Source organism: Marinobacter shunpengi (genome assembly GCF_045449695.1).
In the GTDB taxonomy this organism is placed as follows: Bacteria; Pseudomonadota; Gammaproteobacteria; order Pseudomonadales; family Oleiphilaceae; genus Marinobacter.
The window spans coordinates 194,319-215,473 of the sequence record NZ_JBJJKZ010000012.1 but is presented as its reverse complement, the minus strand read 5'-3'; the positions used below and the strand labels follow the sequence as shown (position 1 = coordinate 215,473).

Genomic DNA, 21,155 nt, shown 5'->3' with positions numbered 1-21,155 from the left:
GCCCGGCCATAACGGCATTTTCCGCTTCCCGTGGACGCTTTGACCGTTGGTTGGGCGCCCTGTATCCGGGGGGCTGAGTCGATTTGCGCCATTGGCTCAGCCCGTCCAGCGGCAGTGCAGCGTGCCGTCGTTCCGCCATTGGCTGGTTGCCAGCAGCCGTTCGAACAGCATCCGCCCGGACTGGCAGTCGGCAACGTCCGACCACTGGAATTCGATCTGCTCCCCTGGACGTTTCTGGGCCAGCCTGCCGCAATCCAGTGCCGGAATAATCCCCGGTACCGGATAACCGCCAATGGTCTGGCGATCGTTGAGCAACACCATCGGCTTGCCGTCCCCGGGGATCTGAATGGTGCCACGGCAGACCCCACGGGAGGTGATGCCCCCCGGGGATTCCAGGGCGGGGCCCTCCAGCCGGTAGCCCATACGGTCGGACTGCTGGCCGATGGTGTACCACCCGTGGATGAAGCGGGCCAGGTCGGTGTGGGAAAAGGCGTCCCGTTCAGGGCCCGGCATCACCCGCAGTGGAGCATCGGCGGTCAGGTTCGGCCTCAGGTTGGCGGGCACCTCCCGTGCCCGGTAGTGTTCGGGGGCGGTGATGGGGCCTGACGCCATTACCGGCAGGTCGGCGCCGTCCTCCAGCAGACCCAGTCTCGCCAGGCCCTCCCGGGCAACGGCGGAGCGGCTGCCACAGAAAATGCGGGTCTGCCAGCCTCCGGCAACCGCGAGATAGGTGAGCAGGCCCGACCGTGGCCTGTCCAGCCGGAGCCGGTCCCCGGGCGCCATGGTAAAGGCCCGCCAGTGGCCCACTGGCTGGTCGTTGATCGTCGGCCCGCAGTCGGCGCCGGTGATTGCCAGCAGTAATGGCTGACGGGCGGTGGCGGTGAATCCGCCAAAGGTGATTTCCAGGCAGGCCGCATTGGGCGGGTTGTCCAGCAGGTGGTTGGCCCAGCGGTAGGAGGCCAGGTCGGCGGCCCCGCCGGGCGACAGTCCCTGGTGCTGATAGCCATGGCGCCCCAGGTCCTGGACCGTGGTTCGTGGCCCGGCGTGATCGATACTCAGGCCTGTCATGGCGTCGAATCCTCCCTGAAGGGGGTGTCGTCCCCGCCCAGGGACAGGAAGGTCTCCCGATCGACGGGCCGGAAGCGCACAGAGTCTCCCACGGTCAACAGGGCCAGGTCTTCCTCACTGAACAGTTGGGTGGGGCAACGGCCAATCAGCCGCCAGCCTCCGGGGGACGATGACGGATAGACTGCGGTTTGCCGGTTGGCGATGCCGACGCTGCCGGCGGGTACTTTCACCCGCGGTCGTTCCAGCCTGGGTTGCGCGATCCCGGGGTCTACCAGGCCCATAAACCCGAACCCCGGACTGAAGCCCAGCGCGTAGACCTGGTAGGTGCCGGCCGTGTGGCGTTCGATGACCTGGTCCACGGTCAGCTCACAGGCGCTGGCAAGGGCTTCCAGGTCGGGGCCCACCGACGGGTGGTACCAGACCGGCAATTCGATGTCCCGGCCACTGGTGGCCTCCGGTTTCGCTGGCAAGGTGTCGGGAATCGAGCGCAGGAGGTGGATCATCCGCCGGAAGTCGGCCAGCCCCGGATCGTAGTAGACCGTAATGGAGGTATAGGACGGAACCAGATCGGTGAGCATATCGCCCAGCCTGGTTCCTATGGCGTCACACCAGACCCGGATGACGGCGGTCAGTGCGGGATCAATGGTGTCGCCGAAGGAAACCAGTACCGCATCCTCTGAGATCGCCTGGATCGCTGGAACCGGGCCGGTCACCATGGGTCAGATGTCGGTGCTGGCCCGGTGAAGGGCCTTGCGGATGGCCCGGGTGGCGGCCAGGGCATGGACGTTGTCACCGTGCACGCAAAGGCTGTCGGCCTTCAGGTTCAGCCACTGTCCGGTGAGGCTGTGAAGGCCGCCGTTGCTGGCCAGGGTCATGGCCTGGGCCAGGATCGTGTCCGGATCCTCGTGGACCGCGCCGGGCTGCTTGCGGGAAACCAGTCTGCCGTTATCGTCATAGGCCCGGTCGGCGAAGGCCTCGAAGATCAGGGGCAGGCCCACCTGCTCCGCCAGGGCCCGGTGGTCAGCAGCGTGCACGGACACCGGCATCATCAGGGGCAGCCCGTCCTGATAGGCGGCAACCGCCTCCATCACGGCCCGTAAGGTGTCCTGGTCTTTCATCATGTCATTGTTGAGGGCGCCATGGGGCTTGATATACTCGACCCGGCCTCCCTCGGCGCGACAGATCCCCTCCAAGGCGCCCACCTGGTACCAGATCAGGTGGCGGATCTCCTCGGCGGAGTGGGGGATGGAGCGACGGCCGAAGCCCACCAGGTCATGGTAAGAGGGGTGGGCGCCGATCTGGACGTTGTGGGAGAGGGCCAGGCGAACGGTACGGGCCATGATGGAGGGATCGGACGCGTGGAAGCCGCAGGCGATGTTGGCCATGTCGATGTAGGGCATGACCTCCTCATCCTGGCCCATGGTCCAGGCGCCAAAGCTTTCGCCCAGGTCGCAGTTCAGTTTCATGGCGACAGTCCCTTCCTCTTATGGGAGATTCCAGTTCCAGTTTACCACCCGAGCTGTTTCCTGACTGCCTCCGCACGTTGCTGGCGGGCATCCAGTTCGTCCGGGTCATTGGCTGGAGGTTCCCAGCCCTCCAGGTTGTTTTCGATCAACTGGACCAGGGCATCGATATGTCCCTCGGTGGCATTGAGGGCGGGAATGTACTCGAAGGCCTTGCCGCCGGCCTTCATGAAATACTCCCGGTTCTCCTCGTTGATTTCCTCGATGGTCTCCAGGCAATCGGCGGAGAAGCCGGGGCAGAATACGTCCACGGACCCCACGCCCCGGGACGGCAGGGATTTCATGGTTTCGTCGGTGTAGGGTTTCAGCCATTCCTCCCGGCCGAACCTGGACTGGAAAGTGGTCATGTAGTCATCGGCGGAGAGTCCCAGCCTTTCCGCCAGCAAGCGGGAGGTCTTGTGACACTCGCAATGGTAGGGATCCCCCCGGTCCAGGTACTTCCGGGGAATACCGTGGTACGAGAGGATCAGTCGGTCCTGACGACCATGCTGGCGCCAGTGCTCCTCGATATGTCGGGCCATGGCTTCGATGTAGGGGGGGAAGTCATGGTAGTGGCTGACAAACCGGAAGTCCGGCAACCAGCGCCGCCGGGTGAAATCCGCCGCAATGGCATCGAAGGTGGACGCCGATGTGGATGCCGAGTACTGGGGGTAGAGCGGCAACACCAGCAGCTTGCGGACCCCCTGCTGCTGCATCTGGTCCAGCACGCTGGCAATGGAGGGATTGCCGTAGCGCATGGCAAAGCCCACCACCAGGTTGTCCCCGTACTTCTTCTGCAGGGCGGCGCGGATACCTTCGCACTGGTTGGCGGTGTGAACCAGCAGGGGAGAGCCCTCCGGCTGCCAGACCGAGCGGTAGGCCGCCGCGGAACGCGCTGGCCGGATGCGGAGGATGACACCGTGCAGGATCAGCCACCACAGCGGCCGGGGTGCTTCCACTACCCGTGGGTCCCACAGGAACTCGCCCAGGTATCGGCGAAGGGCACTGGTGGTGGGGGCGTCGGGTGTGCCCAGGTTGGTGACGAGTATACCCAGCCGTGAGGGCTGGTTGTGGCGGAATTCTTCCTCACCCTTGAAGCTCATGGGGCTGGTGGTCCTCGGCAAACGTGTTGGTCGGTTCAGGGCATGACAGCGCCCGGTTATACGGCGCGTCGGCAGGCCGGGATCAGTTCTGGTGGGTCTCGGCCTGTTGCTGTAGTCGCGGAATCAGGCCCCGCAGGTCGTAACCGGCCTGGCCGGCCCGCTGGATGATCGGCTCAAGGGGCATATGGCGGGCGGAACTCAGGGCCCAGAGCACGCTGCAGCGGGTACCGGAGCGACAGAAGGCCAGCACCGGCTTCTCGGCCTGCTCGAACATGGGGGCGAAGGCATCCACGTCCTCGTCCAGGATATTGCCGGACTCCACGGGCAGGTAGACCCAGGTGATGCCGTGATCACGGGCGGCCTGTTCCAGTTCCGCCATGGCGGGCTGGCCGGGTTCCTCGTGATCCGGACGGTTGGCCACCAGGGTGCGGAACCCAAGCCGGGCGATGTTGGCCACGTCGTCCGGGCTTATCTGCGGCGCGACGGAAATGGAGTCATCAATCTTGCGTATATTCACGGGCACTCGTCTCCTGGTTGATACCGGTGACAGGACCAACGGTCACTGGGCTTGACTGTGACAGGAATTCTACAGAAAACCATGGGGCAGCACAGCCAGCGGCGCCGCTAATAGTGCCTATCGAAGTGATTGGTCAGGGCTTTCATACCATGTCAGACAAAAAAAGGCCCGGCTCAAAGGCCGGGCAGAGGCGTGCGAGTAGTATCCATGAAAGACTTCCAGACAAACCGACATCAGCAGGGATGCCGGTCAGTTTCAGTATTGACGATATTTTGAACAGTTCAAGGAAAGACTTGGCTACTTTCAAACTGTTTTTGAATATAAATAGCACTCTTATAGTTAAACTGTATGGCGCCACTGGCACCGGCATGGTCACTGATTTGTGCGGAGGGATGTAATACACTAATCCAATTGGATTCACTCTGAAGGAAGTCGTGTTTATGACCGACCGCAAACGTCCCTCCCGGGAACCCCGGACATCGGCCCCGAGGACCGATGAAGACCCGCAACTGGCCGGACGCATCCGTGACTCGGCGCGGCAGATCTGGCTGGCGGGCCTGGGCGCCTATACCAAGGCGGAAGAGGATGCCGGCCGGTTCTTCGAGCGACTGGTGAATGAAGGCGAGGAACTGGAGAGCAGGACCCGTGGCCTGGTGGAACGCCAGGTGAAGGCGGTGGAACACCGGGTGGAGGATGCCCGTGACCGGGCCACCGGCACCTGGGACCGCCTGGAAACCCTGTTCGATGAGCGTGTGGCCGGTGCCCTCCGGCGCCTGGGCATTCCCCGCCGGGAGGATATCGAAGCCCTGGAGCAGCGGGTGGCGGAGCTGGAGCAGGAACTGTCCGAAATCAGGAATGCTGGCGGCAAGGATGCTGCTCCTCTGCGTGGAAGCCTGGGGGCCAGGGACGAGGAAGAATAGGCTCCGCTCAGTCCCGCCGGTAGTCTCCGGCCAGCAGCCGTAACTCGTCGGCTGTCTCCTTGTTCAGGTAGGGCATGAGCAGGTAGAACACCTGGTAGACGCCCCGGGCGGGATCCATCCCATTACGATTGCCCAGTTGCTTCAGGCTGTCGAAGCTTTCCCAGTAGCACACAGTGAGGGTCAGTTGCTCGCACAGGGCATCCCGGGCATCCCGTTCTATGGACATCAGCCCCTGCCGGCTCAGGCTCTCACACAGGATGTGGAACCCCTTTTCCTTGCGTTGCAGTATCCGGCGGAAGGCCTTCTTCAGCTCCGGGTAGCGGGACAGGATGTTGACCAGGTCGTGGTACAGGAAGCGGTAGTGTTCCAGGGTCTCGAACAGCAGGTGCAGGAAGAAACCGAGCTGGTCCAGCCCCACGTCCACATCCGGCGGAATCGCCAGCAGGTCATCCATGGCCGCGCGGTAATGGCTGAACAGCTCGTCGACGATATCCGACTTGCTGCGGAAGTGGTAATAGAGGTTGCCGGGGCTGATATCCAGCTCATCGGAAATCAGCAGGGTGGTGACGTTGGGCTCGCCCAGCTCGTTGAACAGGGTCAGGCTGGTGGACAATATCCGGTCACGGGTCTTTACCTTCACCGCCGTCTCCCTGGCCCTCGGGTTCTAGAGATCAAAGCACGCCCAGACCGGGCAATGATCCGATGGTCTTTCCATGCCCCGTATCTCGTAGCTGACGCCGGCAGAGCTGGCTCTGGGCAGTAACCACTCGCTGGCCATGATCAGGTCAATACGCAGGCCGCGCCTGGGATCACGCTCGAAACCGCGGCTGCGGTAGTCAAACCAGCTGAAGGTGTTGTCCTCGTCCGGATGCAGGTGACGGAACACATCCGTGAGCCCACGACTCTCCACTTCCGACATCCAGCCACGTTCCTCCGGCAGGAAACTGCATTTGCCGGTACGCAACCAGCGCTTGGCGTTATCGGCGCCGATGCCAATGTCCAGGTCCGTGGGGGAGATGTTCATGTCACCGATAACCAGCAGGTGCTCGCCCCTTGCCTTGAGCTCATCCACCAGTCGCATCAGGTCGTGATAGAACTTCTCCTTGGCGGGGAACTTGACCGGATGATCACGGCTTTCGCCCTGGGGGAAGTAGCCATTGATCACCGTCAGGGGCTCGCCGTTTACCGTGAAGCGCCCGCGAATCAGGCGTCGCTGGGCGTCCCCGTTGTCCCAGGGATAGCCCTTGTGGACCTCTTCCGGTTCCTGCTTCGAGAGCAGGGCAACGCCATAGTGGGTCTTCTGGCCGTGGAAATGGACGTGGTAGCCCATGGCTTCCACCTCGGCGACGGGAAACTGGTCATCATTCACCTTGGTTTCCTGCAAGCCGATAATGTCCGGGCTGAACTGGTCGACAACCGCCTGTAGCTGATGCAGTCGTGTTCGTATGCTATTGACGTTAAAGGAAACGACTTTCATGGATTCGGTTCTGCCATTCGTGGGGAGTGCTCGCGCAAGTCTACCATAGCCACGACAATCGCCAAGGTGGCGGTCAGGATCGGGGCAGCAGGGCGCAGCCGGGGCGGGTGGTGGCCTGGTACTGTATCGATACCCGGTAGTTTTCGTCCTGGTTGCGTCGGATATTGCCCAGACCCTGGTAGTGGGTGAGCAGGCCGTCGTCCCCGTAGCCCAGGCGGATGGGATCCACGGCCAACCGCATGATCAGGCCTTCCGGGCGGATGCGGAAGCTGTGGTGGGCGCCGTTGATGGCTTCCGGTGCCGGTTCGACGACGAAATCATAAGCCTCGCCCCGGGTAGGCGCCAGGAACCGGAAAGTCACCGAATCGCCGGTGGTGAGGGTGGTCCAGTTGGCGCGGATGAAATGGTCGAACCCGGCATCGATCACCAGATCGGGGCCCGGATTCAGGGTCCAGCTTCCGCCTTCCTCCCCTTCAATAGACCAGTCTATGGCAAGGGTGTCGCCCTTCCGGACTATGTTGAGACGTTCGCCAAACGAGGGCTGGCGGAAGTCCACATCCGGGGTCTGCAGGCTGTTCGGGTAGGTCAGGGCCTTGGTGGCGAATGCCTTGTCGTCCTCGGGGCGGACATAGCGGACATCCTGCCGGTCCGGCTGCCACCACCCATCCGTGCAGGTGCCGGAAACCTCATGGAATTCCTGATAGATGACCCGGTTACTGTCAGGGGCCGTTGCCGTGCCCTTGAAGGCCAGGCCGGGGGCTTCGTCCGCCAGGGAATGGGTGGTGGCTATCATCACCGCCAGGGCACCGGCGGCTGCAAGAATACGCTTCATATCAGTGTCTCCCTGAAGTACCGCCGCTGGATAGACATCAACAGCGGGAAGATGACACCCCAGCCCAGTGCGAGGACCGCCAGGGTCAGGCCCGGGTCCGGCATGTCAACGGCGCCCAGGCGGCTGGCGGCGTAGTAGGCCATTGGGCCGGCAACCGGCGCGAATATTAGTGGCAACCAGGTCCGCTGGTGCATCCAGGCCAGGGAGTGGGCCAGGGTGGTCATGAACATGGCCCAGATGGCTACGAGCCAGAGCGGCGTCCAGGCGCTGCCGGCACTGTCCTGGAGGATGCCGGTGCGGAACCAGAGCCCGTCGAGCAGTGAGCCCAGGACCACCCCCAGCAGGATAAAGCGTCCCTCGGCCCGGGCATGGTCGCTCACCACCGCCAGGTGGAAGGCTACGATGGCCACGGCAATGGCCACTGCCCAGGGGTTGGTGAGGATCACGCCCGCCAACCAGCCCGCCTGGAACAGGAGGAAATTGACGAGCTTGAACGCGGTGTCACGGGACATACCGGTCAGGCGCGGCCCGGGTCCGCCAGCAGGTGGGGGCGTTTGTTCTCCGGCTTGGCCAGCAGCAGCTGGTTGACGCCGATAGCCCGCTCGTCAAAGCCGGCCTCGCAATAGGCAAAGTAGAACCGCCAGAGTCGACGGAAGGACTCGTCGTAACCCAGTTCGTCCAGGGTGTCGGTTTGTGCCAGGAACCGGTCCCGCCAATCCCGGAGCGTGCGGGCATAGTGGAAACCGAAGTCCTCGGCGTGGGTCATGACCAGGTCGGTTTCCCGGCGCATGGCATCCAGGATGGCGCCGAAGGACGGGATGAAGCTGCCGGGGAAGATATAGCGCTGGATAAAATCCACATTCCTGAGGGCCCGCCGATAACGCTGCTCGGGCATGGTAATGGCCTGCACCAGGGCCAGTCCGTCCGGTTTCAGCAGACGGCTGATCTGACCCAGGTAGCTGTCGAGGAACTGGGGGCCCACCGCCTCGATCATCTCGATGGACACCAGTTTGTCGAACTGGCCCTCAAGGTCCCGGTAATCGTCGAACAGCAGGGTGATCCGCTCCTCCAGGCCTTCCCGGGCGACGTTTTCCCGGGCCAGGGCGAGTTGTTCGCTGGAGATTGTGGTAGTGGTGACATGGCAGCCATAGTGTTTGGCGGCGTGGATGGCGAAACCGCCCCAGCCGGTGCCGATCTCGATCACCCGATCTCCGGGTTTCAGGTCCAGCTTGCGGCAGATCAGGTCCAGCTTGTAGGTGGCGGCCTCGTTCAGGAAGGCCTCCTCGCGGGGATAGACCGCCGAGGAGTACATCATGGTCGGGTCCAGGAACAGCCGGAACAGGTCGTTGCCCAGGTCGTAGTGGGCGGAAATGTTCTTGCGGGACCCCTCCCGGGTATTGCGGTTAAGCCAGTGCAGCGCCTTCAGGGCTGGTTTGCTGAGCCAACTGAACCGATCCTCGAAGGCATTCATGCGATCCACGTTTCGGGTGAAGAACCGGAGCAGGGCGGTCAGGTCCGGGGTGCTCCAGTCGCCGGCAACGAATGCCTCGGCGGCACCTACGCCGCCACCGGTGAGCAGGTCCCGCCAGACCGAGTGGTCATGCACATCAAGGCGGGCCACCGGCCAGCGTCGGTCGCCGTCCCCAAGCACCTGCTCCTGTTGCCCCGGTTCCCGGATCACCAGCTCACCGGAACCCAGTTGCCGGAGCTGACCCAGAACCAGGTGACGGGCAAGGCGGCTGATGACCGGCGGTCTTGCCTCGACGGTGTCCGGGGAAATCTTGTCTATGTTCTCCATGAACTGATCCTCGTGGAACCTGAATCTTTCGAACTCTTGGCCGTTGCTTCCCTTCCACGATCCTCCCGGCCCTGGCCCCGGTGGGGGTGATCCCCCGGGAGCTTGTCCGGATGGGTATGGAAGGGGACGCCCTTGAGCCGGAGCCTGAGGGCATGCCAGTAGATGCCGGCGATCACCCTGAAGGACTCCAGGGGAAACTGCCTCAGGCTTCGGTGGATACTTTTACGAGTGACCGGGGTGCGTTGGACCACCAGGGTGGCGTCGAAAACCCGTTGACGGGTGTCGTCTTTGCCGGAAGGCCGGTTAACGTTCATGTGGATACGCAACTCTGGGCCCCGGAAGCTGAAGGTCCACCGGTAGTCCTGGTCCATGGGGTTGAACGGGGAGACATGGAAACGCTTGGCGAAATTCGCCTTGATGGTGCGCCAACCCTGGTTCGTGGTGGTGACATCCGCCACCTCCAGGCAGTAGACATGCCGCTGGTGCCAGGGGGTGTTGGTGATCTGGGCCAGGATCACCGCCGGTACGGCCCCTTCCGACGGGGTGTCCCCGGCCCGGTAGCAGAAGTAGAAACTGACCGGGTTGAACACGTACCCGAAATACCGGGGGTGGGTGATCAACTCCACGGGGCCGTCCGGCCGCCAGCCGGTGGCCCCCTCGACACGGTCAGCCACTGCCTGGCGCAGGTCGGGATGGCCCGGGTCCAGGTAATCCCCCCGCCGGAGGGACATCCAGTTGAAGCGTCCCACCGATACCAGCGGGCTGACGTCTCCAAAACGGGACCACTCGTCCAGGTCCAGGGCCAGCATGCCTGTGTGGTAACGGAACTCGTGCCCCACCGGCGAGTGGCGGCGATGGCGAACGGTGCCGCTCAGCCAACTGCTGGCGTAGTGCCCCGGTGTTTTCACAGGGAGACTCCAAAAGCGGATGTCACCCGCAGGGCGCTCTGCACGCCATCTTCATGGAAACCGTTGAACCAGTAGGCGCCGCAGAAGTGGGTGCGGTTGCGGTTACCGATCTCGTGGTAACGCTGCTGGGCCGCGACGCCGTCCAGGGAAAACACCGGATGGGCGTAGGTGTAGCGCTCGATGATGCGGTTTTCATCAATGTCACGGCTACGGTTCAGGGTCACACAGAAGGTTTCCGGTGCCTCATGGAAGTTCTGAAGGATATTCATGTTGTAGGTCACCGACACCGGCTGGTCCCCCCGCTCAGGCAGGTAGTAGTTCCAGGCGGCCCAGGCCCGGCGGTTTGAGGGCAGCAGGGTGGCGTCGGTATGCAACACCACATCATTGTTCTGGTACGGGATGGCCGACAGGATCTCAGTCTCTGCCGCTGAGGCATCCCCCAGTAGGGCCAGGGCCTGGTCGCTGTGACAGGCCAGGATCACCTGGTCAAAGCGCTGATTCTCGCCCTTCACCCGGACGGTCACGCCGTCATCATCCCGGTCAATGCGCTCCACGGGGCTATCCAGGTGTGTCCGCTCGCCCAGCCGGTCCATCATGCGATCGATATAGCGGGCGGAACCGCCGGAAATCACCCGCCACTGGGGACGGTCGTCCACCGACAGCATGCCGTGGTTATTGAAGAACTGCAGGAAGAAGCGTACCGGGAACCGTGTCAGCACCATCTCCGGGGCGGACCAGATGGCAGCCCCCATGGGCACGATGTAGTGATCCCGGAAATAGCGGGAGAAGCCGTGGCGGTCCAGGTAATGGCCCAGGGTTTCTGTGTCGTCCAGTGAGTCCGTCTGCAGGTCGGCCCGGGTCTGGCGGTTGAAGCGCAGGATTTCCCGGATCATCCGCAGAAAGGGCGGATTGACCAGATTACGGCGCTGGGCGAACAGGGTGTTGAGGCTGGTGCCGTTGTACTGCAGCCCGATGGTGGGTGCATTGACGCTGAAGCTCATGTCGCTGTCTTCATAGGCCACCCCGAGCCGGTCCATCAGCCTGATAAAACCGGGGTACGTCCAGTCATTGAAGACGATAAACCCCGTGTTGACCGGCCAGGTCCGGCCGCCAGCGGTTACGGGGCGGGTGTTGGTGTGGCCGCCGGCCTGTCTGCCAGACTCGAACAGGTGTACGTCGTGGTGCTCCGCCAGCAACCAGGCGGCTGTCAGCCCTGAAACGCCGGCGCCGATAACGGCAATACGCTGGGATATCTGGGTCATGTCTGTTGTTGGTTCCCGGAAGTGTCGCGTGCCATGGCCGCGGCCATGCGGTCAACCAGCGCCTGGGGCAGGTTGCCGAGCAGTCGCAGTGTCCACGTAAATTTACGTGGAAATTCAATGTTGCAGTGGCCTTTTTTAAGGCCGTTTATAATCCGCTTGGCGGCATTGTCCGCCGTGACAAGGAAGGGCATCGGAAAGTCGTTGCGGTCTGTCAGCGGCGTCTTCACGAATCCGGGTGACACCAGGAAGACGTCAATGCCTTCCCGGGCCAGATCCGCCCGCAGGGAATGTGCCAGATAGGCCAGAGCCGCCTTGGATGCGCCATAGCCTTCCGCCCGGGCGAACGGAAACCACCAGGCCGATGACCCGACGATGACCAGGGCCGCGGGCCTGCCGAGCCGCCGGGTCCGCCGGAGCCGGGGCAGGGCCTGTTCAATGCTGCGTACCGTACCCATGACGTTGGTTTCGATGTTGCGGCCAATCAGCTCGCTATCGAAGTGTTCAATATCCAGGTACTCGCAGGTGCCGGCGTTGAGGATGGCAATATCGACCGGCTCGCCGCTATCGAGTATCGAACCCACCCTGGCCAGCTCCCCGGCATCCGTGGTATCGGCAGGCGCGGTCCTGACCCGGTCGGCATCAAGCCTGGCCAGTTCGTCCAGGGCGGATTGGCGACGACCGGTGACCACCAGTGAATGTCCCTCCCGGATCAACTGACGGGCCAGGGCCTCGCCAATGCCCGAGGTGGCGCCGGTCAGCCACACGTTGGACGCTTTCCCGAGAAACCGGCTCATGACGCAAAGCTCCGGACCAGACGAACGGCGGAGCCCAGCAGGGGCAGGTTCTCGTAGAGCAGTTCACCGGCGTCAAAATAGTCCCGGTGGTAGCGCACCCGGCCTTCGGCAATGGTCAGCCGGCTGATGCCATGAACGGCCAGTTCGCGGCCACGGCGCAGCCTGGGGTGTTGCAGGTGCATGGTCCATTCAATGCAGGCCTGGTCACCGGACACCAGGGTATCGTCGAATTCGAACCGGCAGGCGGTAACATTGGTGTAGACCTTGTCTAAGTAGGCCTGTAGTTCCTCCAGCCCCTCCACGGAGGAAAACGGATCGACAAACCGGACCTGTTCGCTGTAGACCTCAGCCAGGCCGGTGACCCGACCGGCTGAGAGCGTATTGAACAGGCGCTGGAAGCGTTCCACCGTAACCGCAACAGACTCGTGCTGGCGGATATCGGTGGCGGCAGCGGATGAGGGGTGCCTGGTCATAGGATCCTCCGTTGCTGATCAAGGCGACGGGCTTCTTCCCGGACGCGCTCTGGCAGGGGCTTGAGCCCATGGATAATACCGGCTTTGGAGAGTAACCATAGCCCGTAGTAGGTCAGGTCGATTTCATACCAGCGAAAGCCCTGACGGGCCGACTGGGGGTAGCGGTGGTGGTTGTTGTGCCAGCCTTCGCCAAACGTTACCAGTGCCAGCCAGAAATTGTTGCGGCTGTCATCCGGAGTATCGAAACGGCGCGATCCCCAGACGTGGGACAGGGAATTGATGGACACCGTGGCGTGGAACAGCACCACCGTGGACACGAAGAAACCCCAGACCAGCAGTTGCAGGCCGTTGGTGCCAAGTCCCGGGGCCCAGGCAGCGAGCGCTTCACCAAGTCCGTAGATGGCTAAGGCACAGGCCGCCGGTACCAGGGCATCGAAACGGTTGATGAATCGCAGTTCCGGATAGCGCAGCCAGTCTTTCACCCGGCGCTCATCGGTGCGGAAGCCGGCATCGCAGGTAAACCAGCCGACATGGGACCACCAGAACCCGCCATGGTGGGGGGAGTGCAGGTCGTCCTCAAGGTCGGAGTGCTGATGATGGTGGCGATGGTGGGCGGCCCACCACAGGGGACCACGTTGGGCGGCGGAGGCTCCCAGCAGGGCAAACACAAACTGCCATCCACGGCTGGTGCGGAAAGTCTTGTGGGAGAAATAGCGGTGGTAGAAGCCGGTAATGGCGAACATGCGGATGGCGAAGAACGCCAGCGCGAACCCCAGGGCGAGGGCGCTGACACCCGTCAGGAAGGCCAGGAGGCAGGCTGCATGCAGGGCAATGAAAGGCAGTACCCGCACCAGGTTGAACTGTCGTGATGTCTGGTCGAGCTGATCCGAACCGGCTTCGGAATCGAACCATCTCAGGATGTTATTGAGCCAGGAATGCACTCTGGTCATGCTGTTACAACCTTGTCCGGTACATTGATACGATGGCAGCGAATGCTGCGCCCTTAACTACGTTGGTTACCAACGTTCTGGATGTTCAGGAAACCATGTTTGATTCCCACAAGACCCAATCCGTAATACGTCGTGTCGCGATTGTTGGTTCAGGGCTCGCCGGTCTGGTCACTGCAACCAGGCTTCGTGCCGCTGGTGTCGAGGTGACACTGTTCGAAAAGAGTCGTGGCCCCGGTGGCCGCATGGCCGCCAAGCGATTGCCGGAGCCCGCCGGTGGTTCGGCGGACATCGGCGCCCAGTACTTCACCATCCGCAACCCGGAGTTCCGGCAGTTCCTGGACCAGTACGCCGGACCGTCCGCCTATGGTGAGTGGAATGGTGTTTTCCGCTACCAGGACAGTGAGCAGGGCTGGCAGGATATGCGGTCGGCCCAGCGCTACGTGGGGATTCCCAGAATGTCCGCGATTACACGGGCGATTTCCCGGGATCTCGACGTGCGGTCCGGCATTCGTATCGCCCGGCTGAAACGGGACAGCGATGGCCTCTGGCAGCTCCGGGATACTGACGGCAAGGTCTATGAGCGGTTTGATGCGGTGGTACTGACGCCGCCACCGGCGCAGACAGTGGAATTGCTGTCCGGCAGTGGCCTGGCGGAGCTTGCTGGCGATCTGAACATCCGGGTCAGCCACATGCAGGCCTGCTGGACGGTAGTGCTCCATTTCCCGGAGGGTGCCGGAGCAACCTTCCAGGCGTTGATGCCGGACAGCCGCCGGTTGCACTGGATTGCCAACAACTCCAGCAAACCCGGCCGTGACGACGAGGGCGAGTGGTGGGTGCTTCACGCGGACCCGGACTGGTCCGATGCCCATACCGATACGGCCCCCGAACAGGTCCGCGAAGAGTTGCTGGAAGAGTTCCGGGCCTGCAGCGGCATTACCGCCCTTCACCGGGAGTCCCTGGTGCACCGCTGGCTTTATGCCCGCCCCCGGGCCCGCACCACGCCGGGACACCTCTGGTTTTGCGACAGTCGCCTTGCCATTGCCGGCGACTGGCTTGAGGGTGGTCGCGCGGAGGGCGCCTACAACAGCGCCTCCGGGCTGGTCGGCCGGCTGGAATCGGAAGGCCTTATTCCGACGTCCCGGTAACTTCCCGGGGGCGCAGGTAGAAATGGGTGATGGTGCCATCCGCAAATTTACTGAAGAAGGCGCTCACATCGGTGATCCGTCGCAGGCGCCGGGTGCGGGAAATCGGGTCACGGACCAGCACCTGGATGCCGTCGAAGCTTTCTCCGATGCGGGAGAATTTGGCCCGCATGGTGCACGTCACCACATCCCCGGGTGGCAGTGACAGCTCCCGGGCGAGCCAGTGCCGGTGGGCGCCCAGTTCGTCCGGCTCCAGGTTCTCCCGGGTGTCCAGGTGGTGCAGCTTGACCCGGTCCACGATGCACCGGGAATAGCTGGCGGGCCGTCGCCGGGCGATGCGCCGGAAGGCCTCCCAGAAGAAGCTGTCGGTGAGATCGGAAAAATAGCCGATGTCACTTAGGCAGATGTTGATCCAGTCGAAAATCTCCGGATCTTCCAGGGCTTCGTTGATGGCCTCCCGCAACAGCCAGTCAAAACCCAGCGCCGTCTTGTGGGCATAGACCTTGCGGTACATCTGGTAGCGGCTGTAGACGAAATCCTCCAGCGCCCCCAGCCCCTTGTGGGTGATGGCCAGGCCCAGCCAGGGCGTGCGGGTATCCCAGCCGAACCGCAGGTTGCTCAGCAGGTGATCCAGGTTGAACCCGCCGATGGTCACCGACGAATGGAAGCCGTCCCTCAGCATGTAGTCGGCCCGGTCAGCGTCGATCTCGCCGGACACAATGGACGACAGCATCCCCATCACCAGCTTCGGAATATCGGCGTTACGCAGCCGGCCCGAATCCGAATCTTCGCCGGCAATGAATTCCCAGAAGGTGTGGGCATGGCGGCAGAACGCCTCGCTGGGGGTGACCTCGGTGGTCTCCATGATGCCCATCACATCCTCCAGGTATAGCCCCGCCTGCTCCAGGTCAATGCTGGTCAGGATCTCGTGGGCAACTCGTACTGAATAGTGCTCATGTTCCAGCTCCGCCGGAGGCTCCCGGAAATACCGCGTGAAATCCGCCCCTTCCCAGAGCTGTTCAAACCGGTTCGGCTGGGCCATCAGTTCATGGATGCGCCGTGCCTGGGTGAACTGGTGAGAGAAGCTGGAATGGCCGCTGTCATGGAGCAGACAGCCCAGCCGGATGGTCTTGGAGAGGTAATCGATGGCGTCAAGCTGGCTGAGGGTCAGGTCCACCTGTTCACTGAGCTGACGCTCCCGCAGATAGGCATCAATCATGGCGCGGAACATGCGCCCGCCCACATGCATCACGCCCACGCTGTGCAGGAAGCGGGAATGGGTGGCGCCGGGAAAGACCAGGCTGAGGATATCGTTCTGGCAGATATTGCGCAGGCGCTGGAACAGGGGATGGTCGATGACCCGTATTTCGTGGCGGTAAAGGGGGATGCCGCCGTGAACCGGATCCATGATGATCTTGTCATAAGCACCGAGAAGGTCATTGACCGCCTTGCGCATGATTAAACCTCGCCGGGAAAACAGGTTGGGTACTTGTTATATCACAGCACCATGCCAGAATACCCAGTATGCGGTAACCGGTGATCCCGGCATAATTGAAACAATGAAGGTCGAAGCATGGCAGCGCGCACCGAGCGCATACTGATTATCGATCCCGACGAATCCGCTCGTGGGGAGCTTGACCGCTATCTGGTCTCCCGCGGTTTCTATGTACACGGTTACGGCAGTATATCCGGTGCCCGTCAGCTCTTTGACGACCGTCCTCCGGACGTCATCTTTGCGGACCTGCCTCCGTCTACCATCCGGGAACTGACCACCTGCCTGCGCAGCGACGGTGCCTTTATCCCGCTGATTGCCTGCTCCCACGCCACCGATGCCGCCGAGGTTATCGAGGTGCTGCGGGCCGGGGCGGTGGATTTCATCCTCAAGCCGGTAACGGACCGGTCGATGGTGGAGGAAGTGCTGGGGCGCATTTTCGATCGGGTTCGGGTGCACCGGCTCAACCAGCTTTACCGTCAGGAACTGGAGGAGGCCAACACCGACCTGCGCGAGGGGATCTCCGAGCTCAGGGCCGATCAGCGGGCCGGGCGCAAGGTCCAGCTCAAGATGTTGCCGGATCACCAGGTCATGCTCAATGGCCTGGCCATTGACCACCTGATCAAGCCGTCCCTGTTCCTGAGCGGCGATTTCCTGGACTATTTCCGGATCTCCGAGGACCTGACCCTGGTGTACATCGCCGACGTTTCCGGCCATGGCGCCAGTTCCGCCTTCGTCACCGTATTGCTCAAGAACCTGACCAACCGGCTCCAGCGCAACCTGCGCCGGGGATCGTCGGACGACATCCTGTATCCGGAGCGCTTCCTGCAACGGATTAACTCTGAATTGCTGGATACCGGGCTGGGCAAACATGTCACGGTATTTGTGGGGCTCATCTCATCCTCGGCCAGAACCCTGCGTTACGCTGTAGGTGCGCACTTTCCGATGCCCATGATCTCGTTCAGGGATGGGGAAACGCGGTTCCTGGAAGGGTCCGGCCTGCCGGTGGGGCTTTTCGATGAGCCGGAATGGGAGGAATATGAAATCCCCCTGCCGGGGCCGTTTCACCTGTTCCTGTTTTCCGATGGCATCCTTGAGGTTCTGAAGGCGGAGAATCTGGATAAAAAGGAACAGCTATTACTTGAACTCGTATCAGGAGGCCGTCACACTATCGCATCGCTGAGCGACGCCCTGCACCTGGAAGGGACCGCAGAGCTCCCAGACGACATCGCGATCGTGTCGGTATCCGATATCACAGTGACCGATTCCGATTTGCATGGCGTATCTGTCACTGATGCCGGGAAGCCGGCGGGTGTCGGGTGAGTCAAGCTCACCGGGCGTTTCCGTTTTGTCGAATGACTGGCAGTAGAAGACATGGCTGGCTATAAGATTCTGCAGGCTGAGAAGCAGGGGATTTACGTCCTCAAGTTTATCGGTGAAATCCGTCTCAACCTGTGCTCGACGCTGGATAACCTGGTGGAGTCCATCACTTCCGATCCGGCGTTCAAGACCGTGGTGATTGATCTGACGGAAACCGAGGTGATCGACAGCACCACTCTGGGGTTGCTGGCCAAGATCGCCATGGCCGCCAAGAAGCAGAGTCATTTTCTGCCGACGCTGATCTCCACCAATCCGGACATCACCCGCATCATTACGTCGATGGGGTTTGACCGGATTTTTATTATTGTGCGGGAACCGGCGTCGCGCATCGAAGAACTCGAGGAGATTCCCGTACTCCGTGCCAGTGAGCAGGAAGTCCGGGACAAGGTACTGGATGCCCACCGCGTACTGATGGGCCTGAACAGCCGTAACCGGGAGGAGTTTCACAACCTGGTACGCGCCCTGGAGTGCGAAGACACCGGCTGATTCAGCGTGACATGCCCCAATCAGCCACGCGCGGGCCGAAACGGAAGCTCTATGTCTGAAAACAACCCGCCCGGCGACGGGCAATCGTCCCCCTCATCCCCACAGGCATCACCCGGGGGCAAACGACACGTTGCCGTCCTGGGCGGCGGCAGCTTCGGCACGGCCACGGCCAAGGTGCTGGCGGAAAACGGCCATACCGTCCACTTCTGGATGCGCGACGAAAACCAGGCCCGGGAGCTGGCGGAGAAGCGCACCAACAGCCGCTATATGCCAGGCGTCGAGATTGAAGGCGACCTGCAGCCCACCACTGATTTCGCCACCGCCGTTGCCGCCGCGGACACGGTGTTCGTGGCCATCCCCAGTAAGGCCTTCCGAGAGGTTATCCGGACCCACGCCGGCGAGTTCCGCCCCGGGCAGATCGTGATCAGCCTGACCAAGGGTATTGAGCGGGAAGGGTTCAAGCTGATGAGCGAGATCCTCCAGGAGGAAATCCCCCGTACCCGTATCGGTGTCCTCAGTGGTCCCAACCTGGCGGCGGAGATCGTCAACCGGGAGCTCACCGCTACGGTGATTGCTGCCAAGGATCCGGACGTCCGTCGGGAGGTCCAGGCCCTCCTGGGCTGTGAGTATTTCCGGGTCTATGCCAATGTCGACGTCTATGGGGTTGAGCTTTCCGGCGCCCTGAAGAACATCTACGCCATCGTCGCCGGGATGGGCGCCGCCCTGGACCTGGGGGAGAACGCCCGTGCCATGCTGCTGACCCGTAGTCTGGCGGAGATGAGCCGTTTCGCGGTCAGTCTGGGGGCCAACCCCATGACCTTTATGGGGCTGGCCGGTATCGGTGACCTGGTGGTGACCTGTACATCGTCTAAGAGCCGCAACTACCGTGTCGGCTACGCCGTCGGCAAAGGCACGGCACTGGACGACGCGGTGGCCGAGCTGGGGCAGGTGGCCGAGGGCATACACACCCTGCTGCTGGTGAAGGAAAAAGCTGAGTCTGTGGGGATCTACATGCCCCTGGTGAAGGGGCTATACGATATCCTGTACGGCGGGGCCTCCATCAAGGCCGTGATCAGCGGCCTGATGACTGCGGTCCAGAACTCCGATGTGGAGTTCATTCTGCCGCGAACCCTGGCGGGGCAGGGCTGACCATGGACCTGCTGGTGATGCGCCATGGTGAGGCGGGCTGGCATTCCATCGACCAGGAACGGGAGTTGACCGAGTCCGGCCGCAAGGGGTGCGCGCTGGTTGCCCGCCAGATCGCCAGGTCCCACTGGCGCCCCCGGGAGATCTGGGCCAGTCCCCTGGTACGGGCGCGCCAGACAGCCGCCATTGCGTCGGAGATCCTCAATTGCCGGGTCACGGAGAAGCCCTTCCTGACCCCCGAGGACGACCCCGGTCTGTGCCTGGATGCCCTACTGGAGGAGCCGGTAGCCAACCGGATCATGATCGTGTCCCACATGCCCCTGGTAGGTGCCCTGGCAACGCTGCTGGTAGACGGTCATCGCCATGGTATTCCCTTTATGACCAGTCAGGCGGTGGCCCTGGACATGCCGGTGGTGGGCCCGGGCTGCGCCGACCTGCGGGAGCAGTTTCTGCCCTGACAGCCCGCCCTTTGGCTTCGGGCCTTGTAACCCACCACAAAAAACCCCATTTCCACATCATGTCGTACCCCATACTTACGTATCCCTATGATCAGGAGGACACCCATGAGCCAGGATCCCAAGCGTCTGGAGGAGCAGGTGAGGGCGGCCGCCGTTGAAGCCGGCGATCTCCCGCCCATTGAAAAATGGCACCCGGACCTGTCCGGTGACATTGATATCCGTATCGCCCGGGACGGTGCCTGGTATCACGAGGGAGAGCCGATCCAGCGCGAGGCGATTGTGAGGCTGTTCTCAACCATCCTGCGACGGGAGGAGGACGGTCACTACTATCTCGTGACCCCGGTCGAAAAGTGGCGCATCCGGGTGGAGGATACGCCATTGCTGGCCCACACTCTTGAGAAGGAGGGAGAGGGCGAGCGGCAGACGCTGGCGGTAACCACCAATGTGGGCGAAAAGCTGCTGCTGGGCACCGAGCATCCGCTGGAAGTGGGGCAGTACGAGGATGGCAGCCCCCGTCCCCTGGTCCGGGTTCGCCGGGGCCTTGAGGCAAGACTGGTCACCGCGGCCTATTATGAACTGGCAGACCTGTTGGTCGAAAACGAGGCAGCCGGAGGGGCGCCGTCACTCGGTGTCTGGAGCGGTGGGGAATATTTTCCGGTGGGTAACGGTTGAAAAGCTGTCCGGCGTCTCCAACATTGGGGGTAACACGGTAGAAATGGCCGTCTGACACTTGTTAGACTGGTATTTCTGTTTTGTTATCGAACCCGGCTCTCACATGAGAGACCCGGTTGTCGTTAGTTCCTCTGTGCAGTCCGACTGTTCAAGATCACTTTCGATCAACCGAATACACATTTTACAGTCATTACGACATGCAAGGAGAAACCATGGCCCAACCTCGCGTTGTTACCATTCATTACACACTGACCAATGATCAGGGAGAAGAGCTGGACTCCTCCCGCGTGGAAGGTCGTGAGCCACTGTCGTATCTGGAGGGTGCACAGAACATCATCGGCGGTCTCGAGAACGCGCTGAATGAGAAGGAACCTGGCGACCAGGTCAAGGTTTCCGTTGACCCCGCAGAAGGTTACGGCGAGAAAAATGACGAGCTGATCCAGCCGGTTCCCCGCTCCGCTTTCGAGGGTGTGGACACCATCGAGCCGGGCATGCAGTTCCAGGCGCAGACCCCAGGCGGTCCCCAGATCGTTCGGGTGGTCGAGGTAAACGACGAAACCGTCACCATCGACGCCAACCATCCGCTGGCCGGTGAAACCCTCCACTTTGACGTGGAAGTGGTTGAAGCCCGTGACGCAACGGATGAAGAGCAGGAGCACGGTCACGCGCACTAAGCCGGACCCGGTTTCCTGTACAGAAAGCGGCCTTATGGCCGCTTTTTTTATGCTTTTTCAAAGGCACAAAAAAGGACCCCCGAAGGAGTCCTTTTGGTTGC

General features: G+C 62.2%; 24 protein-coding genes. 8 read left to right on the top strand and 16 right to left on the bottom strand.

Annotated elements, in window-relative coordinates; translation table 11 throughout:
* Window positions 1-96 precede the first annotated feature (96 nt).
* The 5 genes from ACJO2E_RS07600 to ACJO2E_RS07580 all read right to left on the bottom strand — a co-directional run bounded on the left by ACJO2E_RS07600 (window position 97) and on the right by ACJO2E_RS07580 (window position 4,190).
* Window positions 97-1,068, bottom strand: a complete 972-nt coding sequence (locus ACJO2E_RS07600) for a 5-oxoprolinase subunit C family protein (RefSeq protein WP_406963283.1) — start codon at window positions 1,066-1,068, stop codon at window positions 97-99.
* Window positions 1,065-1,784, bottom strand: a complete 720-nt coding sequence (gene pxpB, locus ACJO2E_RS07595) for a 5-oxoprolinase subunit PxpB (protein WP_406963282.1) — start codon at window positions 1,782-1,784, stop codon at window positions 1,065-1,067. Before pxpB ends, ACJO2E_RS07600 begins: the two co-directional genes overlap by 4 nt.
* A gap of 3 nt (window positions 1,785-1,787) precedes the next feature.
* The gene (locus ACJO2E_RS07590; RefSeq protein ID WP_406963281.1) at window positions 1,788-2,534 is read right to left on the bottom strand and encodes a 5-oxoprolinase subunit PxpA; all 747 of its coding nucleotides are present in this window, start codon (window positions 2,532-2,534) and stop codon (window positions 1,788-1,790) included.
* Between the two features lie 41 nt (window positions 2,535-2,575).
* On the bottom strand, window positions 2,576-3,673 hold the full coding sequence (gene hemH / locus ACJO2E_RS07585) for a ferrochelatase (protein ID WP_406963280.1): 1,098 nt from the start codon (window positions 3,671-3,673) through the stop codon (window positions 2,576-2,578).
* Between the two features lie 82 nt (window positions 3,674-3,755).
* Window positions 3,756-4,190, bottom strand: a complete 435-nt coding sequence (locus tag ACJO2E_RS07580; protein ID WP_406963279.1) for a protein tyrosine phosphatase family protein — start codon at window positions 4,188-4,190, stop codon at window positions 3,756-3,758.
* A 440-nt stretch (window positions 4,191-4,630) separates the two neighbouring features.
* Between ACJO2E_RS07580 and ACJO2E_RS07575 the strand changes: the two genes are divergently transcribed.
* Window positions 4,631-5,110, top strand: coding sequence for a phasin family protein (locus ACJO2E_RS07575; RefSeq protein WP_406963278.1), 480 nt, complete (start codon window positions 4,631-4,633; stop codon window positions 5,108-5,110).
* A 7-nt stretch (window positions 5,111-5,117) separates the two neighbouring features.
* Here the strand turns inward: ACJO2E_RS07575 and ACJO2E_RS07570 are convergent, their stop codons facing one another.
* From ACJO2E_RS07570 to ACJO2E_RS07525, 10 genes are all read right to left on the bottom strand, one after another.
* Window positions 5,118-5,750: a TetR/AcrR family transcriptional regulator gene (locus ACJO2E_RS07570; protein WP_406963277.1), complete on the bottom strand. Its 633-nt coding sequence runs from the start codon at window positions 5,748-5,750 to the stop codon at window positions 5,118-5,120.
* A gap of 24 nt (window positions 5,751-5,774) precedes the next feature.
* Entirely contained in the window at window positions 5,775-6,587 is an 813-nt protein-coding gene (xthA, locus tag ACJO2E_RS07565) for an exodeoxyribonuclease III (protein WP_406963276.1), read from the bottom strand.
* A gap of 73 nt (window positions 6,588-6,660) precedes the next feature.
* Window positions 6,661-7,419, bottom strand: a complete 759-nt coding sequence (locus tag ACJO2E_RS07560; RefSeq protein WP_406963275.1) for a hypothetical protein — start codon at window positions 7,417-7,419, stop codon at window positions 6,661-6,663.
* Window positions 7,416-7,931, bottom strand: coding sequence for a DUF2878 domain-containing protein (locus tag ACJO2E_RS07555; RefSeq protein ID WP_406963274.1), 516 nt, complete (start codon window positions 7,929-7,931; stop codon window positions 7,416-7,418). The genes ACJO2E_RS07560 and ACJO2E_RS07555 overlap by 4 nt, the downstream gene beginning before the upstream one ends.
* Before the next feature lie 5 nt (window positions 7,932-7,936).
* Window positions 7,937-9,217 carry a class I SAM-dependent methyltransferase gene (locus ACJO2E_RS07550; RefSeq protein WP_406963273.1) on the bottom strand — a complete coding sequence of 427 codons (1,281 nt, stop codon included), beginning with the start codon at window positions 9,215-9,217 and terminating at the stop codon, window positions 7,937-7,939.
* Window positions 9,205-10,125, bottom strand: a complete 921-nt coding sequence (locus ACJO2E_RS07545; RefSeq protein WP_406963272.1) for a DUF1365 domain-containing protein — start codon at window positions 10,123-10,125, stop codon at window positions 9,205-9,207. The genes ACJO2E_RS07550 and ACJO2E_RS07545 overlap by 13 nt, the downstream gene beginning before the upstream one ends.
* Window positions 10,122-11,387, bottom strand: a complete 1,266-nt coding sequence (locus tag ACJO2E_RS07540) for an NAD(P)/FAD-dependent oxidoreductase (RefSeq protein WP_406963271.1) — start codon at window positions 11,385-11,387, stop codon at window positions 10,122-10,124. Before ACJO2E_RS07540 ends, ACJO2E_RS07545 begins: the two co-directional genes overlap by 4 nt.
* Window positions 11,384-12,181 (bottom strand): SDR family NAD(P)-dependent oxidoreductase, encoded by a 798-nt coding sequence (locus ACJO2E_RS07535; RefSeq protein ID WP_406963270.1) that lies wholly within the window; start codon window positions 12,179-12,181, stop codon window positions 11,384-11,386. The genes ACJO2E_RS07540 and ACJO2E_RS07535 overlap by 4 nt, the downstream gene beginning before the upstream one ends.
* Entirely contained in the window at window positions 12,178-12,654 is a 477-nt protein-coding gene (locus ACJO2E_RS07530) for a nuclear transport factor 2 family protein (RefSeq protein ID WP_406963269.1), read from the bottom strand. Before ACJO2E_RS07530 ends, ACJO2E_RS07535 begins: the two co-directional genes overlap by 4 nt.
* Window positions 12,651-13,604, bottom strand: coding sequence for an acyl-CoA desaturase (locus ACJO2E_RS07525; RefSeq protein WP_406963268.1), 954 nt, complete (start codon window positions 13,602-13,604; stop codon window positions 12,651-12,653). Before ACJO2E_RS07525 ends, ACJO2E_RS07530 begins: the two co-directional genes overlap by 4 nt.
* A gap of 95 nt (window positions 13,605-13,699) precedes the next feature.
* Here ACJO2E_RS07525 and ACJO2E_RS07520 point away from each other — a divergent pair, with 95 nt between their 5' ends.
* Entirely contained in the window at window positions 13,700-14,749 is a 1,050-nt protein-coding gene (locus ACJO2E_RS07520; protein WP_406963267.1) for an NAD(P)/FAD-dependent oxidoreductase, read from the top strand.
* On the opposite strand, the gene ACJO2E_RS07515 is transcribed toward ACJO2E_RS07520, so the two are convergent.
* Window positions 14,730-16,202 carry an HD domain-containing protein gene (locus ACJO2E_RS07515; RefSeq protein WP_406963266.1) on the bottom strand — a complete coding sequence of 491 codons (1,473 nt, stop codon included), beginning with the start codon at window positions 16,200-16,202 and terminating at the stop codon, window positions 14,730-14,732. The genes ACJO2E_RS07520 and ACJO2E_RS07515 overlap by 20 nt on opposite strands.
* A 117-nt stretch (window positions 16,203-16,319) precedes the next feature.
* Here ACJO2E_RS07515 and ACJO2E_RS07510 point away from each other — a divergent pair, with 117 nt between their 5' ends.
* The 6 genes from ACJO2E_RS07510 (at window position 16,320) to ACJO2E_RS07485 (ending at window position 21,054) form a co-directional block, all read left to right on the top strand.
* Window positions 16,320-17,561 (top strand): PP2C family protein-serine/threonine phosphatase, encoded by a 1,242-nt coding sequence (locus ACJO2E_RS07510; protein ID WP_406963265.1) that lies wholly within the window; start codon window positions 16,320-16,322, stop codon window positions 17,559-17,561.
* Between the two features lie 51 nt (window positions 17,562-17,612).
* The gene (locus ACJO2E_RS07505; RefSeq protein WP_328190008.1) at window positions 17,613-18,104 is read left to right on the top strand and encodes an STAS domain-containing protein; all 492 of its coding nucleotides are present in this window, start codon (window positions 17,613-17,615) and stop codon (window positions 18,102-18,104) included.
* A gap of 51 nt (window positions 18,105-18,155) precedes the next feature.
* Window positions 18,156-19,253, top strand: coding sequence for an NAD(P)H-dependent glycerol-3-phosphate dehydrogenase (locus ACJO2E_RS07500; RefSeq protein WP_406963264.1), 1,098 nt, complete (start codon window positions 18,156-18,158; stop codon window positions 19,251-19,253).
* Between the two features lie 2 nt (window positions 19,254-19,255).
* Window positions 19,256-19,708, top strand: a complete 453-nt coding sequence (locus ACJO2E_RS07495; protein WP_406963263.1) for a SixA phosphatase family protein — start codon at window positions 19,256-19,258, stop codon at window positions 19,706-19,708.
* A gap of 105 nt (window positions 19,709-19,813) precedes the next feature.
* The gene (locus ACJO2E_RS07490) at window positions 19,814-20,380 is read left to right on the top strand and encodes a DUF1285 domain-containing protein (RefSeq protein WP_406963262.1); all 567 of its coding nucleotides are present in this window, start codon (window positions 19,814-19,816) and stop codon (window positions 20,378-20,380) included.
* Between the two features lie 212 nt (window positions 20,381-20,592).
* Window positions 20,593-21,054 carry an FKBP-type peptidyl-prolyl cis-trans isomerase gene (locus ACJO2E_RS07485; RefSeq protein ID WP_406963261.1) on the top strand — a complete coding sequence of 154 codons (462 nt, stop codon included), beginning with the start codon at window positions 20,593-20,595 and terminating at the stop codon, window positions 21,052-21,054.
* Window positions 21,055-21,155 lie beyond the last annotated feature (101 nt).

Bases quoted from the DNA above. Each gene is read 5' to 3' on its own strand.
- ACJO2E_RS07600 (WP_406963283.1), bottom strand. From the start codon at position 1,068: ATGACAGGCCTGAGTATCGATCACGCCGGGCCACGAACCACGGTCCAG.
- pxpB (WP_406963282.1), bottom strand. From the start codon at position 1,784: ATGGTGACCGGCCCGGTTCCAGCGATCCAGGCGATCTCAGAGGATGCG.
- ACJO2E_RS07590 (WP_406963281.1), bottom strand. From the start codon at position 2,534: ATGAAACTGAACTGCGACCTGGGCGAAAGCTTTGGCGCCTGGACCATG.
- hemH (WP_406963280.1), bottom strand. From the start codon at position 3,673: ATGAGCTTCAAGGGTGAGGAAGAATTCCGCCACAACCAGCCCTCACGG.
- ACJO2E_RS07575 (WP_406963278.1), top strand. From the start codon at position 4,631: ATGACCGACCGCAAACGTCCCTCCCGGGAACCCCGGACATCGGCCCCG.
- xthA (WP_406963276.1), bottom strand. From the start codon at position 6,587: ATGAAAGTCGTTTCCTTTAACGTCAATAGCATACGAACACGACTGCAT.
- ACJO2E_RS07560 (WP_406963275.1), bottom strand. From the start codon at position 7,419: ATGAAGCGTATTCTTGCAGCCGCCGGTGCCCTGGCGGTGATGATAGCC.
- ACJO2E_RS07555 (WP_406963274.1), bottom strand. From the start codon at position 7,931: ATGTCCCGTGACACCGCGTTCAAGCTCGTCAATTTCCTCCTGTTCCAG.
- ACJO2E_RS07550 (WP_406963273.1), bottom strand. From the start codon at position 9,217: ATGGAGAACATAGACAAGATTTCCCCGGACACCGTCGAGGCAAGACCG.
- ACJO2E_RS07540 (WP_406963271.1), bottom strand. From the start codon at position 11,387: ATGACCCAGATATCCCAGCGTATTGCCGTTATCGGCGCCGGCGTTTCA.
- ACJO2E_RS07535 (WP_406963270.1), bottom strand. From the start codon at position 12,181: ATGAGCCGGTTTCTCGGGAAAGCGTCCAACGTGTGGCTGACCGGCGCC.
- ACJO2E_RS07530 (WP_406963269.1), bottom strand. From the start codon at position 12,654: ATGACCAGGCACCCCTCATCCGCTGCCGCCACCGATATCCGCCAGCAC.
- ACJO2E_RS07525 (WP_406963268.1), bottom strand. From the start codon at position 13,604: ATGACCAGAGTGCATTCCTGGCTCAATAACATCCTGAGATGGTTCGAT.
- ACJO2E_RS07520 (WP_406963267.1), top strand. From the start codon at position 13,700: ATGTTTGATTCCCACAAGACCCAATCCGTAATACGTCGTGTCGCGATT.
- ACJO2E_RS07515 (WP_406963266.1), bottom strand. From the start codon at position 16,202: ATGCGCAAGGCGGTCAATGACCTTCTCGGTGCTTATGACAAGATCATC.
- ACJO2E_RS07510 (WP_406963265.1), top strand. From the start codon at position 16,320: ATGGCAGCGCGCACCGAGCGCATACTGATTATCGATCCCGACGAATCC.
- ACJO2E_RS07505 (WP_328190008.1), top strand. From the start codon at position 17,613: ATGGCTGGCTATAAGATTCTGCAGGCTGAGAAGCAGGGGATTTACGTC.
- ACJO2E_RS07500 (WP_406963264.1), top strand. From the start codon at position 18,156: ATGTCTGAAAACAACCCGCCCGGCGACGGGCAATCGTCCCCCTCATCC.
- ACJO2E_RS07495 (WP_406963263.1), top strand. From the start codon at position 19,256: ATGGACCTGCTGGTGATGCGCCATGGTGAGGCGGGCTGGCATTCCATC.
- ACJO2E_RS07490 (WP_406963262.1), top strand. From the start codon at position 19,814: ATGAGCCAGGATCCCAAGCGTCTGGAGGAGCAGGTGAGGGCGGCCGCC.
- ACJO2E_RS07485 (WP_406963261.1), top strand. From the start codon at position 20,593: ATGGCCCAACCTCGCGTTGTTACCATTCATTACACACTGACCAATGAT.